This window comes from Paracoccus fistulariae (genome assembly GCF_028553785.1).
Classification (GTDB): domain Bacteria; phylum Pseudomonadota; class Alphaproteobacteria; order Rhodobacterales; family Rhodobacteraceae; genus Paracoccus; species Paracoccus fistulariae.
The window spans coordinates 298,426-313,906 of sequence record NZ_CP067136.1 but is presented as its reverse complement, the minus strand read 5'-3'; the positions used below and the strand labels follow the sequence as shown (position 1 = coordinate 313,906).

The following is a 15,481-nucleotide window of genomic DNA, read 5'->3' as shown; positions in this document are numbered from 1 at the left end:
ATCCAAGGGGATTCGCACAAGGTCATGTGTCCAAGAATGTTCTGCTTCCATGACATTTTCGTGGCGGCATCGGCCAAAATCAGCCCATGCCTGACCTAAACGTAATGTCGCGGATAACGGTTGCCCAGCGAGGTCAGAATCTCATATCCGATGGTGCCCGCGTAATCGGCCAGCCTGTCGATGGGCTGTTCGCGGCAGATCAGATCCAGCGTCGCGGGCACCTCTGGCAGGTCGGAGACATCCACCGTCATCAGATCCATCGAGACGCGGCCCACCACCGGACAGGCCGTCGCCCCGGCATAAAGGCTGAACCCGCTGGAGGACAGCGCCCGCAGCACCCCATCGGCATAACCGGCCGACACCGTCGCGATCCGGCGCGGACCATCGGCCACCCAGGTTCCGCCATAGCCGCAGAATTCGCCCGCCTGCACATGCCGCGTCTGGATCACGTCCAGCGACAGCGTCACCACCGGCTGCGCCTCGGCAAAGGGCAACCCGCCATAGATGCCGATTCCGGGGCGGATCATGTCAAAGTGATATTGCGGCCCCAGCAGGATTCCCCCCGTCGCCGCCAATGAGCGCGGCACGTCGCAGCCCTCGGTCATCTCGCGAAAGGCGGCCAGTTGGGCCGCGTTGGCCGGGTGATCGGGCTCATCCGCGCAGGCCAGATGCGACATGATGAAATCGGGGTCGCCCGCCAGCGCCTCATCGCGCAGCGCGGCCCATTCGCCCGCCTCCATGCCCAGACGGTTCATGCCGCTGTCCAACTGGATCGCGAAGGGCTGACCCTGCCGGATCGCGCGGTCGCGAAAGAACTGCTCGGCGCTGTTCAGGACCGGGACCAGCCCGGTCAGATCCTCGCTCGGCATATGGCCCGACAGGATATTGATCCGCGCATCCTGCGGGAGGACCGGCCGCAGCGCGCGCCCTTCCCGCGCCAGCGCCACGCAGAAGTCACGCGCCCCGGCCTCATAGAGCGCGCGGACGACAGGCTCGGCCCCCAGACCATAGGCATCGGCCTTGACCACCGCCGCAGGGCGCGCATTCGGCGCCATCGCGGCCAGCTGGCGCCAGTTCTGAACAATCGCCCCAAGATCGATCCGCAAGCTCATGCGCCCATGCCTTTCCTGTCCGCAGGCGGGAATGCCCGCACCCGTCGAACCCCTATTTCATTGCCCGGAAATGTCAATCTGGCGCGCCCCGCCCTGCCCTAGCCGGTCACCTTCCGCCCGTCGGTGATCGCCGCCAGCATGTCGGCGGTCGGGACGAAGAACAGACAGCCGGTGGTGACGTGGCTGACATCCAGAAGCCTATCGTAATTGCCCGGAGGATCGCCAACGAACATATTGTTCAGCATCCGCTCGATCCGGCCCGGCTCTCGGGCATAGCCGATGAAATAGGTGCCGAATTCCCCCTTGGCCGGGCTGCCGAAAGGCATATTGTCGCGCAGGATCTTCAGCTCATTGCCGTCATTATCCTCGATGCTCGTCAGGACGTTATGCGCATAGGAGGCCTTCTGATCGTCGGGAAATTCGATATCCGACAGCTTGTGCCGCCCGATGATGCGTTCCTGCTGCTCGATGGGAATGGCGTTCCACGCGGTCATGTCATGCAGGTATTTCTGCGTGATGACATAGCTTCCCCCGGCAAAGACCGCATCCTCATCCCCGATCAGCACCGCCTTGCCCAAGGCCGGGCCGGTGGGGTTTTCCGTGCCATCGACAAAGCCGATCAGATCGCGATTGTCGAAGAACTTGAAGCCCTGCGTCTCATCCTGCAGCGTCACCGCCCCGTCCAGCCGCGCCATGATCTGGGTGGCCAGCTCAAAGCAGTAATCCGGGCGGCTGGCGCGGATATGCAGCAGCACATCGCCGGGGGTCGAGGGCGCAAGGCGGTGCCCCCGGATCTCCCTGAACGGGTGCAGCCCGGCCGGTGTGGCGCCCGCGTCCAAACGGTGCCACAGATCCGCGCCAAGCCCGATGATGCAGGTCAGCCCGGCCTCGGCGCTGCGAAAGCCGACGGCGCGGATCAGCGAGGGCAGATCGCCGCAGAGATCGCGCAGCTTCTGCAGGCTGTCGCTGCCCTCGTTGACGGTCAGCGTAATGAAGATCGCGGCGCTGGTCAGCGCGCCTTCGACTGGCTGGCTTTCGGCCGGCTGGCTTTCGACTGGCATGTCCTCTACCCTTTACAACAGACAATAAACGCTAGCGCAGCCCGTGATCCTGTCCAAGATCGGATCGCATCGCCGCGCTACTTTTGCAATTTCGCAATTTACTATTCTGCGCTGCAGAATATTTTGCAAATTTTCCGGTTTTGGCTTTCATGTCCCGCAGGCTCAAACTAGGCTGACACAACTCAGCCGGGAGGAATTTGCATGAAAGACATATTGCAAGAGTTGGAACGCCGCCGCGACGAGGCCCGGCTGGGCGGAGGTCAGCGGCGCGTCGATGCCCAGCATGCGCGCGGCAAGCTGACGGCCCGCGAACGGATCGAATTGCTGCTGGACGAAGGCAGCTTCGAAGAATTCGACATGTTCAAGACGCATCGCAGCACCGATTTCGGGATCGAGGCCGAACGCCCCTATGGCGATGGCGTGATCACCGGCTGGGGCACGATCAACGGGCGCATGGTCTATGTCTTCAGCCAGGATTTCACCGTCTTTGGCGGGTCTCTGTCGGAAACCCATGCCCAGAAGATCTGCAAGATCATGGATATGGCGATGCAGAACGGCGCGCCGGTGATCGGGCTGAACGATTCGGGCGGCGCGCGGATCCAGGAGGGCGTCGCCTCGCTGGCGGGCTATGCCGAGGTGTTTCAGCGCAATATCATGGCCTCGGGCGTGGTGCCGCAGATCAGCGTCATCATGGGCCCTTGTGCGGGTGGCGCGGTCTATTCCCCGGCCATGACCGACTTCATCTACATGGTGAAGGATACCAGCTACATGTTCGTCACCGGCCCGGATGTGGTGAAAACCGTCACCAATGAGGTGGTGACCGCCGAACAGCTTGGCGGGGCCTCGACCCATACCCGCAAAAGCTCGGTCGCGGATGGCGCCTTCGAAAACGACGTCGAGGCGCTGACCGAGATCCGCCGCCTGTTCGATTTCCTGCCGCTGAACAATCGCGACGGCGTGCCGGTCCGACCCTTCTTCGACGAACCGAACCGGATCGAGGACAGCCTGGACACGCTGGTGCCGGACAATCCGAACCAGCCCTATGACATGAAAGAGCTGATCACCAAGATCGCGGATGAGGGCGATTTCTACGAGATCCAGAAGGATTTCGCGGGCAATATCATCATCGGTCTGATGCGGCTTGAGGGCCGCACGGTCGGCGTGGTCGCGAACCAGCCGATGGTGCTGGCGGGCTGTCTGGATATCGACAGCAGCCGCAAGGCCGCGCGCTTTGTGCGTTTCTGCGACGCCTTCGAAATCCCGATCCTGACGCTGGTGGATGTGCCCGGCTTCCTGCCCGGCACCAGCCAGGAATATGGCGGCGTCATCAAGCATGGCGCGAAACTGCTGTTCGCCTATGGCGAGGCGACGGTGCCCAAGGTCACGGTGATCACCCGCAAGGCCTATGGCGGTGCCTATGACGTGATGTCCTCGAAACATCTGCGCGGCGATTTCAACTATGCCTGGCCCACCGCCGAGATCGCGGTGATGGGCGCCAAGGGCGCGGTCGAGATCCTCTATCGCAGCGAATTGGGCGATGCCGAAAAGATCGCGGCCCGCACGCGCGATTACGAGGACCGCTTTGCCAATCCCTTCGTGGCGGCGGAAAAAGGCTTCATCGACGAGGTGATTCAGCCGCATTCCACTCGCCGCAGGGTTGCGCGCGCCTTTGCCGCGCTTCGCAATAAGAAGCTAAGCAACCCGTGGAAAAAACACGACAATATCCCGCTGTAACTGTCCGGACCCGTTTGCTGATGCACAAAAGCGTGAATGATGCAGCGCCGCCACAGGGCGCGGGCGTTCTGCCGATGGCAATTGCCGCCGATTGTCTGCCCGAGTCCTGCGACGCTATGATGGCGACCGTGTCGGCGCAGCAAGTCGCTGGCCATAACCCGAGCAGTCGGACGGCAAACCGTCCGCATTACAGGAGAGACAATCCATGTCGAAGAAAATCGTCCTCGGCCTTGTTCTGGTGTCCGCTTTCGCTGCCTGCCAGCGCCAGGAACCCGAAGTCTATGTGCCGCCGGCCCCCGCGGCGATCAGCCAGGAGCCGGTCTATCAGGGCAAGCTCTGATCGTCTGATCACGTCGAACAGGCGCGGGCGGTCCTGCTGCCCGCGCATCCTGCCCCTTGTCACGACGCGCGCCACCATTCGCGAAAGGGGCATGACATGCTGAAGCATCGCGGCTTTCCGGGCCGCCTTCCCGGCACCGATTTCCAGTTCACCATCCGCCGCGAGAACCGCAAGAAGGGCGCGACCCCAATCACGCGGCGGGAACGTTTTCGCGATCGCAAACCCGCCGACAAGCGTGCCGATGCGGGCTTTCTGGCCGCCCTGATCCAGCATTTCGGCGAGGAACCGTTCGAGCGCGGCAATCTGGATGCCGGGCGTCTGGGCTGGCTGATCGGCCGCGAGGTCAAGCCGGTGGGCGAGTTCGATCCGGCCGATTACGACCAGCTTTTGCAGGTCGACATGGCCGCCGCCGAAGCGTCCTTCCCCGAGATCTTCGCACAGGATGCCCCGCCCGATTTCGGCTGGGATGATGATGCGGATTGGGACGATGACGAGGATGGGCGATAATGCGCGACTTGCTGCCTAACGCCTTGAAGTCACGGCTATGTCAGTTTGACGCGCCCCGAAGCTATGGCATAGATATGCCGAATAGCAATCCGGCCCCAAAGGGGCCTCTATATACAGGCAATAAAACATGCAGATTTCTCTCATCTCCCGCATCTCCGCTGGCGCTCTGGTCGTGCTTGGTCTGGCCGCATGCGATCCGAACTACCAGTCCGGCATCTCGCCCGACGCGCAGCGCGCGGCTGGTGGTGCTGTCGCCGGTGCCGTCATTGCAAAGGCGCTGGACGAAGATATCGCGACCGGTGCGGCCCTGGGCGGCGCGGCCGGCGCGCTGTGCGACGATGCAGGTGTCTGCCAGCGTCGTTACTGATCCTGACGGATATCGCGAAACGAACCGGCGCGGCGGGCGTTACCACCGCGCCATCTCTTCGAAAGGATATCTAACATGGCAAAGATCTATCTTCTGGCCGCTGTCCTTGGCGCGACTGCCATTGCCGGCTGCACCCAGAACATCAATCCGACCGATGTCGACCGCGCAGCCATCGGCGCTGCGGCAGGTGCGACCATCGCAGCCGTCGGCGACCGCAAGGAAAGCGACGTCTATAAATATGCCGCCATTGGCGCGGCTGGCGGCGCGTTGTGCAACGACGTTCGCCTGTGCCAATAACAGCCTGACTGTTTCCGGCTTTCACAAGGAAGCCAGGCAATTCATTCCGACCGTCCGGGGCGCTGCCGTTCCGGGCGGTTTTTTCATGTCTTCTGGCCGGGGGTAGCCCATGTTCAAGAAAATCCTGATCGCCAACCGGGGCGAGATCGCCTGCCGCGTCATCAAGACGGCCCGCAAGATGGGCATTCAGACCGTGGCCGTCTATTCCGATGCCGACCGCCACGCGCTGCATGTGAAGATGGCGGATGAGGCCGTATACATCGGCCCGCCCCCGGCCAATCAATCCTATATCGTGATCGACAAGATCATGCAGGCGATCCGCCAGACCGGGGCCGAGGCTGTCCATCCCGGCTATGGTTTTCTGTCCGAGAACAAGGCCTTCGCCGAGGCTTTGGAGAAAGAGGGCGTGGCCTTTATCGGCCCTCCGGCCAAGGCCATCGAAGCCATGGGCGACAAGATCACCTCGAAAAAGATCGCGCAGGAAGCAGGCGTCAGCACGGTGCCGGGCTATATGGGCCTGATCGCGGATGCCGACGAGGCGGTGAAGATCTCGAACGAGATCGGCTATCCGGTGATGATCAAGGCCAGCGCCGGCGGCGGCGGCAAGGGCATGCGCATCGCCTGGAACGACACCGAGGCGCGCGAGGGCTTCCAATCCTCGAAGAACGAAGCCGCCAACAGCTTTGGCGACGACCGCATCTTCATCGAGAAATTCGTGACGCAGCCGCGCCATATCGAAATTCAGGTTCTGGCCGATCAGCACGGCAATGCGGTCTATCTGCACGAGCGTGAATGCTCGATCCAGCGCCGGAACCAGAAGGTCATCGAAGAGGCGCCCTCGCCCTTCCTGGACGAAGCCACGCGCAAGGCGATGGGCGAACAATCCGTCGCCCTGGCCAGGGCCGTCGGCTATTCCAGCGCAGGGACGGTGGAATTCATCGTCGATGGCGACCGGAATTTCTATTTTCTGGAAATGAACACCCGTCTGCAGGTGGAACATCCGGTCACCGAACTGATCACCGGGGTCGATCTGGTCGAACAGATGATCCGCGTGGCCGATGGCGAAACGCTGCCCTTCACCCAGGCCGATCTGAAGATCAACGGCTGGGCGATGGAAAGCCGTCTTTACGCCGAAGATCCCTATCGCAACTTCCTGCCCTCGATCGGACGGCTGACCCGCTATCGCCCGCCGGCCGAGGTTGCGGCCGGTCCGCTTCTGGCGGCAGGCAACTGGGTGAATGACAGCGCAGGCGGGGAAAGCCCGGTGGCCGTGCGCAACGATACCGGCGTCTATGAGGGCGGCGAGATCAGCATGTTCTATGACCCGATGATCGCCAAGCTCTGCACCTGGGCACCTGACCGTGCGGGCGCGATCGAGGCGATGCGCACCGCGCTGGACACGTTCGAGGTCGAAGGCATCGGCCATAACCTGCCCTTCCTGTCGGCGGTGATGGATCATCCGAAATTCACCTCGGGCGATATCACCACGGCCTTCATCGCCGAGGAATATCCCGAAGGTTTCGAAGGCGTGACGCTGGATCAGGCGGAACGCAACCGCATCGCCGCCGCCGTCGCAGCCATGCATCGCGTGGGCGAAATCCGTCGTGCGCGGATCTCGGGCCGTCTGGACAATCACGAACGCAAGGTCGGCCAGAACTGGGTGGTGACATTCGGCACCGATGAGGTTCCGGTGGTCATCCGCGCGGACCGGGAAGGCGCCACGGTGACAGTGGGCGGGCAGGATCTGCGGGTCGAGGGCAACTGGACCCCCGGCATGACGCTGGCCCGGATGACGGTCGATGGCAGGCCGCTGGTGATGAAGACCGACCGCATTGCGGGCGGCATGCGCCTGCGCACGCGCGGCGCGGATATGGACGTCTATATCCGTCGGCCCCGCAGTGCCGAGCTGGCCCGGCTGATGCCCGAAAAGATCGCGCCCGACACCTCGAAATTCCTGCTCTGCCCGATGCCGGGCCTGCTGGTCAGCGTGAATGTGTCGCCCGGCGATGAGGTGCAAGAGGGTCAGGCCCTGGCCACGGTCGAGGCGATGAAGATGGAAAACATCCTGCGCGCCGAAAAGAAATCCGTGGTCAAATCGGTCAATGCCGAACCGGGGCAAAGCCTGGCCGTGGATGAGATCATCATGGAGTTCGAGTGATCAGGCCGCACCCATATCGCGCGGGCGCCATCGCGCCTGCGCCTTTGCGCGGCGCGGATGCCAGCGGCAAGGCCATGGCGGGGTTTGACTGACGATGGACTGGGCCGCGCTTTTCCTCAATGAACGCGTCATTGCGGCGCTGGTCACCGCGCTGGTCGGGGGCGGCGTGGTTGCGGCGGGCTGGGTCATCACCCATCTGCTGTCGCGCGCCCGTGACCGTGCCCTGCGCGAGGAGCGCATTGCCGATATCCAGCGCGCCCTGCTGGCCGAGATCCGCGCCCATGTCTTTGCGCTGGAGGAACAGCAGGCGGCGCGGGAAATGCCCGCGCTGAAGACCGTGACGGATGAGGATTACCTGCCCATCCTGCCCCATGATGCCAATGACAGGATGTTCCGCGCCATCGTGGAAGAGGTGCATCTGCTGCCCGAATGGGCCATTGACCCGGTGGTGCGCTATTACAGGCTGCTGGCGGTGCGGGCGGCGCTGGCGCAGGATATCCGCAGCAATGCCAAGGAATATCCGCGCCGCGCGGCACAGATGTTTCACGATTATCTGGAGATCACGGAAGAGACCTGGGATACCGGCCTGGAAGCGGTCGAGATCCTGACCGCCAGCCTGCGGGGCGGTCCGCGCCTGCCCGACAGTCAGGCCGAGGTCAAGGCGATGCTGCAGCGCAGAAAGGACAATGTCATCCGCCAGATCGCTGCCGATCTGCCGCGCGAATTGGATGAATTACGGGCCGGGCTTAATAAGCGATCCGTGGACCGGAGCGACCGCTGATGGGCGTCAACCCTATGGAATCAGTGATTTCATTCACCCGACGCCGGGCCGGTTTCGGTTCCGGACGGGCGGCTTCCGACATCTCGCGATTGTCACGCCAGGCCCGCGTTGGGCGCGACGGGGCGTCCTGCGCCAGCTTGCGGCTTTCGGTGGAGGATTTCGCCATGACCAAACCTCATCTCGCGGCGGCATCCGTACCGCCTGTTGCAGATAATATAGGGCGCGCGGGCCGAATCCACAATATTTTGTTTGTCGCACCGTCACTTGGCCGAAGCCGCTACCGGATCACACTGCCGCGCCCGATCTCTTGCCGGCGCAGCGGAAACTTGTCGATCGCGCGGGTGATTTCACGCGCATCCCATGGCAGGGGCTTGCGCGCCTTGACCTGCCCGTCCTTGTCGATGATCACCAGCGAAAAGCCACGTGGATGCAGCGTCTGGCGCCAGGCACTGTTGCCTGCCGGGTCGGTATCGACGACAACGACGACATCACGCTCGATCAGTTCGGCGGGCCGCGCCTGCAAAGCGCGCAACTGCTGGCGGAATGACGGATCGTCGGGCGTATCGGCAAAGACCACCACCGGCCGCGCATTCCACAGAAACTCGCCCCGATTGACGGTCCGGGCCTCGACAATCCGCAATTCGGGCGCCGCAGGCTGGGGCTGGACCGTGTCAGGAACCGGCGCGGGCCTGTCCGGCAGCACTTCGGGCGTCACCGCCTCGGCCGCCGGGGGATCGACCTGCCGGGCCGGGCCCATCGCTGCCACAATCATCGCGAATATCAGGAAATTGAATTTCATCGGCACCTCATTCTTATCTGAATATAGGGTGAAGCTGGCCGGGGGAAAGGACAGAAGATGACCAAACCGACGCTTGAAGACTGGCGCAAGCTTGCTGAAAAAGAGCTGAAGGGCCGCGATCCCGACAGCCTGACATGGGACACGCTGGAAGGAATTCCGGTCAAGCCGCTTTATACCGCGCAAGACAGCGACGGGCTGGACCATCTGGGCAGCCTGCCGGGCATCGCCCCCTTTACCCGCGGTCCGCGCGCGACGATGTATGCGGGCCGCCCCTGGACCATCCGCCAATATGCCGGCTTCTCGACCGCCGAGGAATCGAACGCCTTTTACCGCAAGGCCCTGGCGGCGGGGCAGCAGGGCGTGTCGGTGGCCTTCGATCTGGCCACGCATCGCGGCTATGACAGCGACCATCCCCGCGTCGTGGGCGATGTCGGCAAGGCGGGCGTCGCCATCGATTCCGTCGAGGATATGAAGATCCTCTTTGACGGCATCCCGCTGGACAAGGTCAGCGTCAGCATGACCATGAACGGCGCGGTGATCCCGATCCTGGCGAATTTCATCGTCACGGGCGAGGAACAGGGCCATGACCGCAGCGTGCTGTCGGGCACCATTCAGAATGACATTCTGAAGGAATTCATGGTCCGCAACACCTATATCTATCCGCCCGAACCCAGCATGCGGATCATCAGCGACATCATCGAATATACCTCGACCCAGATGCCGCGTTTCAACTCGATCTCGATTTCCGGCTATCACATGCAGGAGGCCGGAGCGAACCTGGTGCAGGAACTGGCCTATACGCTGGCCGACGGGCGCGAATATGTGCGCGCGGCGATTGCGGCGGGGATGGATGTCGATGCCTTTGCCGGGCGGTTGAGCTTCTTCTTTGCCATCGGCATGAATTTCTTCATGGAGATCGCCAAGCTGCGGGCCGCGCGGCTGCTGTGGCACCGGATCATGTCGGAATTCCAGCCGAAGAAACCGGGCAGCCTGATGCTGCGCACCCATTGCCAGACCTCGGGCGTCAGCCTGCAGGAACAGGATCCCTATAACAACGTCATCCGCACCGCCTATGAGGCGATGTCGGCGGCGCTTGGCGGCACGCAATCGCTGCATACCAATGCGCTGGACGAGGCGATCGCCCTGCCCACGGAATTCAGCGCCCGGATCGCGCGCAATACGCAGCTGATCCTGCAAGAGGAAACCGGTATCACCCATGTCGTCGATCCGCTGGCGGGCAGCTATTACATCGAAAGCCTGACCGCCGAATTGGCCGACAAGGCCTGGGCGCTGATCGAAGAGGTCGAGGAGATGGGCGGCATGACCAAGGCCGTGGCCAGCGGCATGCCCAAGCTGCGAATCGAGGAAACCGCCGCCCGCCGTCAGGCCATGATCGACCGCGGCGAAGAGGTGATCGTCGGCGTCAACAAATACCGCAAGGACAAGGAAGACCCGATCGATATTCTGGATATCGACAATGTGAAGGTCCGTGACAGCCAGATCGCGCGGCTGGAAAAGATCCGCGCCAGCCGCAATGAGGCCGCCTGTCAGGCCGCGCTTGACGAACTGTCCCGCCGTGCCCGCGAGGGCGGCAACCTGCTGGAGGCCGCCGTCGAGGCCGCCCGCGCCCGTGCATCCGTCGGAGAGATTTCTATGGCTATGGAAAAGATATTCGGCCGCCACCGGGCCGAGGTGAAGACGCTGGCCGGTGTCTATGGCGCCGCCTATGAGGGCGATGAGGGCTTTGCCCAGATCCAGCGCGATGTCGAGGCCTTCGCCGAAGAGGAAGGCCGCCGCCCGCGCATGCTGGTGGTGAAGATGGGTCAGGACGGCCATGATCGCGGCGCCAAGGTGATCGCCACGGCCTTCGCCGATATCGGTTTCGACGTCGATGTCGGCCCTCTGTTCCAGACCCCGGAAGAGGCCGCGCAGGATGCCGTCGACAATGATGTGCATGTGGTCGGAATCTCCTCTCAGGCGGCCGGTCACAAGACGCTGGCGCCCAAGCTGATCGAGGCGCTGAAACAGCAGGGCGCCGAGGATATCCTGGTCATCTGCGGAGGCGTGATCCCGCAACAGGATTACGATTTCCTGAAACAGGCGGGCGTCAAGGCGATCTTCGGCCCCGGCACCAATATCCCGGCGGCCGCCGCCGATATCCTGCGCCTGATCCGCGACGCGCGGGCGGGCTGACGCGCGACCCTTAGGGGCCGGTCGCAAGGCACGGCCCCGAGGCACAGCTTGCCCTTCACTGGCAGCTGTGCCAGCTTCCACGCGTATCAATTGGCCGGGTCATTCATGTCGGACATCAAGCAGATCATCTGCATCAAATGGGGCAGCAAATTCGGCCCCGAATATGTCAATCGCCTGCATGGCATGGTGGCGCGCAATATCACCCCGCCCTTCAGGCTGATCTGCTTCACCGATGACGGCACCGGCCTGCATCCCGATATCGTCACGCGCCCCTTGCCCGAATTCCACTATGAGGCACCGCAGCGCACCCGCGGCAAATGGCCGAAATCGCGGCTATGGGGCGATCTGGGGGATATTACCGGCACCGTGCTGTTTCTGGATCTGGATGTGGTGATCACCGGCAATCTGGATGATTTCTTCACCTATGGCGATCCCGAGGACACCATCCTGGGCCGCAATCCGAACACGCCTTTCGAACGGCTTGGCCAGACCTCGGTCTATCGCATGAAGGTCGGCAATCTGCGGTCGCTGCAGGATATCTTCCGCGCCGATCCGCAGGGCGTGGCGGATGAATACCGCTATGAACAACGCTTCGTGACCCGCAACGCGCCGGGCGGGGTGAAATTCTGGCCGCGGGGCTGGCTGGCCCATTTCCGCATGCATTGCGTGCCGGTCTTTCCGCTGAACTATCTTCGCCAGCCCCGCATCCCGCGCGACACGAAGATCGTGATCTTCCCCGGCAATCTCAATCCGCAGGACGCCATCGAAGGCCGCTGGAGCGAGGACGACCGCCACCGCAGCCCCGGCGATCATCTGCGCGCCGCCTTTTCGCCGGACAGGCGCGAGGGCTTCGTGAAACATCTGCGTCACTATGTCTTGCCGACCGGATGGGTCCGCGATCTGTGGCAAGAGTGATGGTCCCATGACCCTGCCCCGCGCCCCCGACCGCCTCTCGGACGAGATGGCCAGCGCCATCGGCCACGCCGTCTCTGGCTTCGGCTTTCTGGAAGAGGCGCTGAAACGCGCGATCTTTTCCCTGACGCGGCAGGGATTGGGCGAGGATGCGGATGATGCCGCGCTGCAGCGCTGGCTGAAGCGGATGGAGGATATCGCCGATGACAGTCTGGGCACGCTTATCGACAGCTTCATCGCCGCCATGCGCCGCACCCGCGCGGGCGCGACCGATGATCTGTCCGCCCGGCTGCGCAAGCTGCGAAATCAGCGCAACCTGCTGTGCCACGCCTCGTGGCGACCGGGCCGCGAACAGGGCTACTGGCACCCGACCTTCATCAACACCCGCGGCGAACGCTATCCCGACGATATGCGGGCCGAGGATATCGACGCGATCCATGCCGAGACGCTTGCCGTTGCGCGGCGCGTCGTCTCGATCATGCGGGGCACGGGGATCGAAGGCGAATGGGTCGGCTGGGACGATGATGATGAACCGCATCAGAAAAAGGGCTAGGCGATGAGCCCACGGTAGGAATGGCACAGAACGGCAGACTATCCGCAGGTCTGGTTTCTGGGCCTCTGCCTGCTGATCTGGATCGCGGGCAGGATTTTTCCGGTCCATACGGGCATCTTCGCAACGCCCGGCTGGATCCTGCTGATCGCGGGCCTTGCGCTGATGGGCTGGGCGCCGATCCATTTCCGCCGCGCGCGAACCTCGATCAGCCCCTATGGCCAGCCCACTGCGCTGATCACCGGCGGCCCCTTCCGCCTGTCGCGCAACCCCATCTATCTGGCCGATGCCATGGTCCTGGCCGGGCTCTGCCTGGCGGCACAGGCGCCATATGCGCTGATCCTGCTGCCGCTTTTCATCCGGCTGATCACCACCCGCTTCATTCGGCGGGAAGAGGCGCGGCTGGCCGAAACCTTCCCCCAGGACTTCGCCGCCTATCGCCGCCGGACGCGGCGATGGCTGTGACGGTGATCAAGCGCGTTGCAACGCGGCGCTGTCCACGCTAACACCCGCTACATTGCAAAAACGAGGCTTCCATGTCGTCCCCTCTCCGCTTGGGCATCGCCGGGCTTGGCACCGTTGGGATCGGTGTCGTCAAGATCGTTCAGAAACATGCCGACCTGCTTGCAAAGCGGACCGGCCGCCCGGTCGAGATCACTGCGGTGACCGCACGCGACCGGCTGAAGAACCGCGACGCGGATCTGTCGGCCTATCGCTGGGAAGATGACGCGATGGCGGTCGCGACGGCCGATGATGTCGATCTTTATATCGAGTTGATCGGCGGCGAGGACGGCATCGCCAAGGACAGCATCGAAGCCGCCCTGCGCGCAGGCAAGGACGTGGTCACCGCCAATAAGGCACTGCTGGCCGTGCATGGCCAGGAACTGGCCGAACTGGCCGAAAGCCTGGGCCGCGTGATCCGCTTCGAGGCCGCGGTGGCGGGCGGCATCCCGGTGATCAAGGCGATGACGGAATCGCTGGCGGGCAACCAGATCCAGCGCGTCATGGGGGTGATGAACGGCACCTGCAACTATATCCTGACCCGGATGGAAAGCGCGGGCCTGCCCTATGAGGCGGTTTTCGAAGAGGCCCGCCAGCTGGGCTATCTAGAAGCCGATCCGACGCTGGATGTCGGCGGCATCGATGCCAGCCACAAGCTGGCCATCCTCTCCTCCATCGCCTTCGGCACCAAGGTCAATTTCGGCGCGGTCGAAATCGAAGGGATCGAACGGATCAGCATCGACGATATCCGCCGCGCGGCCGATATGGGCTACCGCATCAAGCTTCTGGGCGTGTCGCAGATGACGGCACGCGGGCTGGAACAACGCATGTCGCCCTGCCTCGTCCCCGATGACAGCCCGCTGGGCCAATTGGTCGGCGGTACGAATATGGTCGTGGTCGAGGGCGATCAGGTCGGCCAGATCGTCCTGCGCGGCGCAGGCGCGGGCGAAGGTCCGACGGCCAGCGCGATCATGTCCGATATCGTGGAGATCGCCCGCGACGTGCGCATGCCGGTCTTCGGCCAGCCCGCAGATCAGTTGACAGAGGCCCAAACCGCCCGCACGGCAGTCCCCGCGGCCTATTACATCCGCCTGGAATTGCAGGACAAACCGGGCGCCCTGGCCAAGGTCGCCGCAATCCTGGGCGAGGCGGGCATATCAATCGATCGCATGCGCCAATACGGCCATCATGACGATAACAGCGTTCCGGTCCTCGTCGTCACCCACAAGACCACGCCCGACGCCATCGATCACGCCATCGAAACCCTGCCCAAGACCGGCGTCCTCGTCAGCGATCCGGTAGAACTGCGCATCGAAGAAGTCTGAGATGAAACGGGGGCGCCCGCCCCCGATCGCCCGCATAAAGGCACGGCCCCGCCCTCTCTCTGGATATTTATGCAAAGAAGAAAGACAGGGCCAAGCCTGCATCTTCTGTGTCAAATATCCTTGGGGGAGCCGCCGTCAGGCGGCGGGGGCGAAAGCCCCCTGCGGGGTCAGCCGCCCGCGATCACACGGACATAGTTGCGCGTCTCGCGATAGGGCGGAATGCCGCCATATTTCTGCACCGCGCCGGGCCCGGCATTATAGGCCGCAAGCGCAAGCCGCCAATTGCCGAACTGATTATACATCATGCGCAGATAGCGCGCGCCGCCATTCAGGTTCTGGACCGGATCATTCGGATTCACGCCCAGCTTGGCCGCCGTTCCCGGCATCAACTGCGCCAGCCCCGTCGCGCCCTTGTGCGAGCGGGCGCGCGGGTTCCAGCCCGATTCCTGCTGGACAAGCCGCAGGAACAGATCCTCCGGAATGCCATAGCGCCGCGCGGCGGCGCGGGCATGGGGAATGAAATCGCTGCTGCGGCCGCGATAGGCGGGAATGGTTTCGCTGTTCAGCGCAATCTCGACCGCGCTGCGATTCGCGCCACCGGGGCGCAGCCTTGCCGATTGCTGGTATTGACCGGCCAGCCGCGAATCCATCAGCCGGGTCTGGCGCGCGAACTGTTCGGCGCGTGATTTCGACGAACTGCCTGACAGGCGCAGCCCTTCGGCCGCCGCTGGCAGGGCGACAGCCGTCATCAATGTCGCACAAACAGCCGCCTTCACAGTAAGGATGATCTTCATGCCTGCCCTCGTTCTTATTCCTTTTTCAGGAACTATACAGAAAAATGCCG

The 15,481-nt window shown here is 63.3% G+C and carries 16 protein-coding genes; 12 read left to right on the top strand and 4 right to left on the bottom strand.

Annotated features, from left to right (window positions below):
• Nucleotides 1–95: 95 nt before the first annotated feature.
• Nucleotides 96–1,112, bottom strand: a complete 1,017-nt coding sequence (gene alr / locus JHX87_RS01630; protein WP_271884673.1) for an alanine racemase — start codon at nucleotides 1,110–1,112, stop codon at nucleotides 96–98.
• A gap of 98 nt (nucleotides 1,113–1,210) precedes the next feature.
• Nucleotides 1,211–2,173, bottom strand: coding sequence for a Dyp-type peroxidase (locus tag JHX87_RS01625; RefSeq protein WP_271884671.1), 963 nt, complete (start codon nucleotides 2,171–2,173; stop codon nucleotides 1,211–1,213).
• 201 nt (nucleotides 2,174–2,374) lie between these two features.
• Here JHX87_RS01625 and JHX87_RS01620 point away from each other — a divergent pair, with 201 nt between their 5' ends.
• The 7 genes from JHX87_RS01620 (at nucleotide 2,375) to JHX87_RS01590 (ending at nucleotide 8,357) form a co-directional block, all read left to right on the top strand.
• Nucleotides 2,375–3,907 carry an acyl-CoA carboxylase subunit beta gene (locus JHX87_RS01620; protein ID WP_271884669.1) on the top strand — a complete coding sequence of 511 codons (1,533 nt, stop codon included), beginning with the start codon at nucleotides 2,375–2,377 and terminating at the stop codon, nucleotides 3,905–3,907.
• Between the two features lie 205 nt (nucleotides 3,908–4,112).
• Nucleotides 4,113–4,247 (top strand): hypothetical protein, encoded by a 135-nt coding sequence (locus tag JHX87_RS01615; protein WP_271884667.1) that lies wholly within the window; start codon nucleotides 4,113–4,115, stop codon nucleotides 4,245–4,247.
• Nucleotides 4,248–4,343: 96 nt separating this feature from the next.
• A complete protein-coding gene (locus JHX87_RS01610) occupies nucleotides 4,344–4,754 on the top strand; it encodes a hypothetical protein (RefSeq protein ID WP_271884665.1) in 411 nt (136 codons plus the stop codon).
• A gap of 127 nt (nucleotides 4,755–4,881) precedes the next feature.
• Nucleotides 4,882–5,121: a hypothetical protein gene (locus JHX87_RS01605; protein ID WP_271884663.1), complete on the top strand. Its 240-nt coding sequence runs from the start codon at nucleotides 4,882–4,884 to the stop codon at nucleotides 5,119–5,121.
• Nucleotides 5,122–5,196: 75 nt separating this feature from the next.
• Complete coding sequence (locus tag JHX87_RS01600; protein ID WP_271884661.1) at nucleotides 5,197–5,418, top strand: hypothetical protein; 222 nt, start codon at nucleotides 5,197–5,199, stop codon at nucleotides 5,416–5,418.
• 109 nt (nucleotides 5,419–5,527) lie between these two features.
• Entirely contained in the window at nucleotides 5,528–7,576 is a 2,049-nt protein-coding gene (locus tag JHX87_RS01595) for an acetyl-CoA carboxylase biotin carboxylase subunit (protein ID WP_271884660.1), read from the top strand.
• A 94-nt stretch (nucleotides 7,577–7,670) separates the two neighbouring features.
• A complete protein-coding gene (locus tag JHX87_RS01590; RefSeq protein ID WP_271884658.1) occupies nucleotides 7,671–8,357 on the top strand; it encodes a hypothetical protein in 687 nt (228 codons plus the stop codon).
• Between the two features lie 277 nt (nucleotides 8,358–8,634).
• Here JHX87_RS01590 and JHX87_RS01585 read toward each other — a convergent pair whose 3' ends face one another.
• Nucleotides 8,635–9,156: a DUF4174 domain-containing protein gene (locus JHX87_RS01585; protein WP_271884656.1), complete on the bottom strand. Its 522-nt coding sequence runs from the start codon at nucleotides 9,154–9,156 to the stop codon at nucleotides 8,635–8,637.
• A gap of 57 nt (nucleotides 9,157–9,213) precedes the next feature.
• On the opposite strand from JHX87_RS01585, the gene scpA reads away from it, so the two are divergent.
• The 5 genes from scpA to JHX87_RS01560 all read left to right on the top strand — a co-directional run bounded on the left by scpA (nucleotide 9,214) and on the right by JHX87_RS01560 (nucleotide 14,637).
• Nucleotides 9,214–11,349: a methylmalonyl-CoA mutase gene (scpA, locus tag JHX87_RS01580; protein WP_271884654.1), complete on the top strand. Its 2,136-nt coding sequence runs from the start codon at nucleotides 9,214–9,216 to the stop codon at nucleotides 11,347–11,349.
• 105 nt (nucleotides 11,350–11,454) lie between these two features.
• Nucleotides 11,455–12,264 carry a glycosyl transferase gene (locus JHX87_RS01575; protein WP_271884653.1) on the top strand — a complete coding sequence of 270 codons (810 nt, stop codon included), beginning with the start codon at nucleotides 11,455–11,457 and terminating at the stop codon, nucleotides 12,262–12,264.
• A 7-nt stretch (nucleotides 12,265–12,271) separates the two neighbouring features.
• Nucleotides 12,272–12,814: a hypothetical protein gene (locus JHX87_RS01570; RefSeq protein ID WP_271884652.1), complete on the top strand. Its 543-nt coding sequence runs from the start codon at nucleotides 12,272–12,274 to the stop codon at nucleotides 12,812–12,814.
• A 162-nt stretch (nucleotides 12,815–12,976) separates the two neighbouring features.
• Nucleotides 12,977–13,276 (top strand): methyltransferase family protein, encoded by a 300-nt coding sequence (locus tag JHX87_RS01565; RefSeq protein ID WP_272833796.1) that lies wholly within the window; start codon nucleotides 12,977–12,979, stop codon nucleotides 13,274–13,276.
• 71 nt (nucleotides 13,277–13,347) lie between these two features.
• A complete protein-coding gene (locus JHX87_RS01560) occupies nucleotides 13,348–14,637 on the top strand; it encodes a homoserine dehydrogenase (protein WP_271884651.1) in 1,290 nt (429 codons plus the stop codon).
• A gap of 167 nt (nucleotides 14,638–14,804) precedes the next feature.
• Here JHX87_RS01560 and JHX87_RS01555 read toward each other — a convergent pair whose 3' ends face one another.
• Nucleotides 14,805–15,431 carry a lytic transglycosylase domain-containing protein gene (locus JHX87_RS01555; RefSeq protein ID WP_377776039.1) on the bottom strand — a complete coding sequence of 209 codons (627 nt, stop codon included), beginning with the start codon at nucleotides 15,429–15,431 and terminating at the stop codon, nucleotides 14,805–14,807.
• Between the last annotated feature and the right edge of the window lie 50 nt (nucleotides 15,432–15,481).

Excerpts from the sequence above, each read along its gene's own strand:
- JHX87_RS01615 (WP_271884667.1), top strand. The coding sequence starts at position 4,113 with ATGTCGAAGAAAATCGTCCTCGGCCTTGTTCTGGTGTCCGCTTTCGCT.
- JHX87_RS01565 (WP_272833796.1), top strand. The coding sequence starts at position 12,977 with ATGGGCTGGGCGCCGATCCATTTCCGCCGCGCGCGAACCTCGATCAGC.
- JHX87_RS01585 (WP_271884656.1), bottom strand. The coding sequence starts at position 9,156 with ATGAAATTCAATTTCCTGATATTCGCGATGATTGTGGCAGCGATGGGC.
- JHX87_RS01600 (WP_271884661.1), top strand. The coding sequence starts at position 5,197 with ATGGCAAAGATCTATCTTCTGGCCGCTGTCCTTGGCGCGACTGCCATT.
- scpA (WP_271884654.1), top strand. The coding sequence starts at position 9,214 with ATGACCAAACCGACGCTTGAAGACTGGCGCAAGCTTGCTGAAAAAGAG.
- JHX87_RS01620 (WP_271884669.1), top strand. The coding sequence starts at position 2,375 with ATGAAAGACATATTGCAAGAGTTGGAACGCCGCCGCGACGAGGCCCGG.
- JHX87_RS01570 (WP_271884652.1), top strand. The coding sequence starts at position 12,272 with ATGACCCTGCCCCGCGCCCCCGACCGCCTCTCGGACGAGATGGCCAGC.
- JHX87_RS01560 (WP_271884651.1), top strand. The coding sequence starts at position 13,348 with ATGTCGTCCCCTCTCCGCTTGGGCATCGCCGGGCTTGGCACCGTTGGG.
- JHX87_RS01625 (WP_271884671.1), bottom strand. The coding sequence starts at position 2,173 with ATGCCAGTCGAAAGCCAGCCGGCCGAAAGCCAGCCAGTCGAAGGCGCG.
- JHX87_RS01610 (WP_271884665.1), top strand. The coding sequence starts at position 4,344 with ATGCTGAAGCATCGCGGCTTTCCGGGCCGCCTTCCCGGCACCGATTTC.
- JHX87_RS01595 (WP_271884660.1), top strand. The coding sequence starts at position 5,528 with ATGTTCAAGAAAATCCTGATCGCCAACCGGGGCGAGATCGCCTGCCGC.
- JHX87_RS01555 (WP_377776039.1), bottom strand. The coding sequence starts at position 15,431 with ATGAAGATCATCCTTACTGTGAAGGCGGCTGTTTGTGCGACATTGATG.
- JHX87_RS01575 (WP_271884653.1), top strand. The coding sequence starts at position 11,455 with ATGTCGGACATCAAGCAGATCATCTGCATCAAATGGGGCAGCAAATTC.
- alr (WP_271884673.1), bottom strand. The coding sequence starts at position 1,112 with ATGAGCTTGCGGATCGATCTTGGGGCGATTGTTCAGAACTGGCGCCAG.
- JHX87_RS01590 (WP_271884658.1), top strand. The coding sequence starts at position 7,671 with ATGGACTGGGCCGCGCTTTTCCTCAATGAACGCGTCATTGCGGCGCTG.
- JHX87_RS01605 (WP_271884663.1), top strand. The coding sequence starts at position 4,882 with ATGCAGATTTCTCTCATCTCCCGCATCTCCGCTGGCGCTCTGGTCGTG.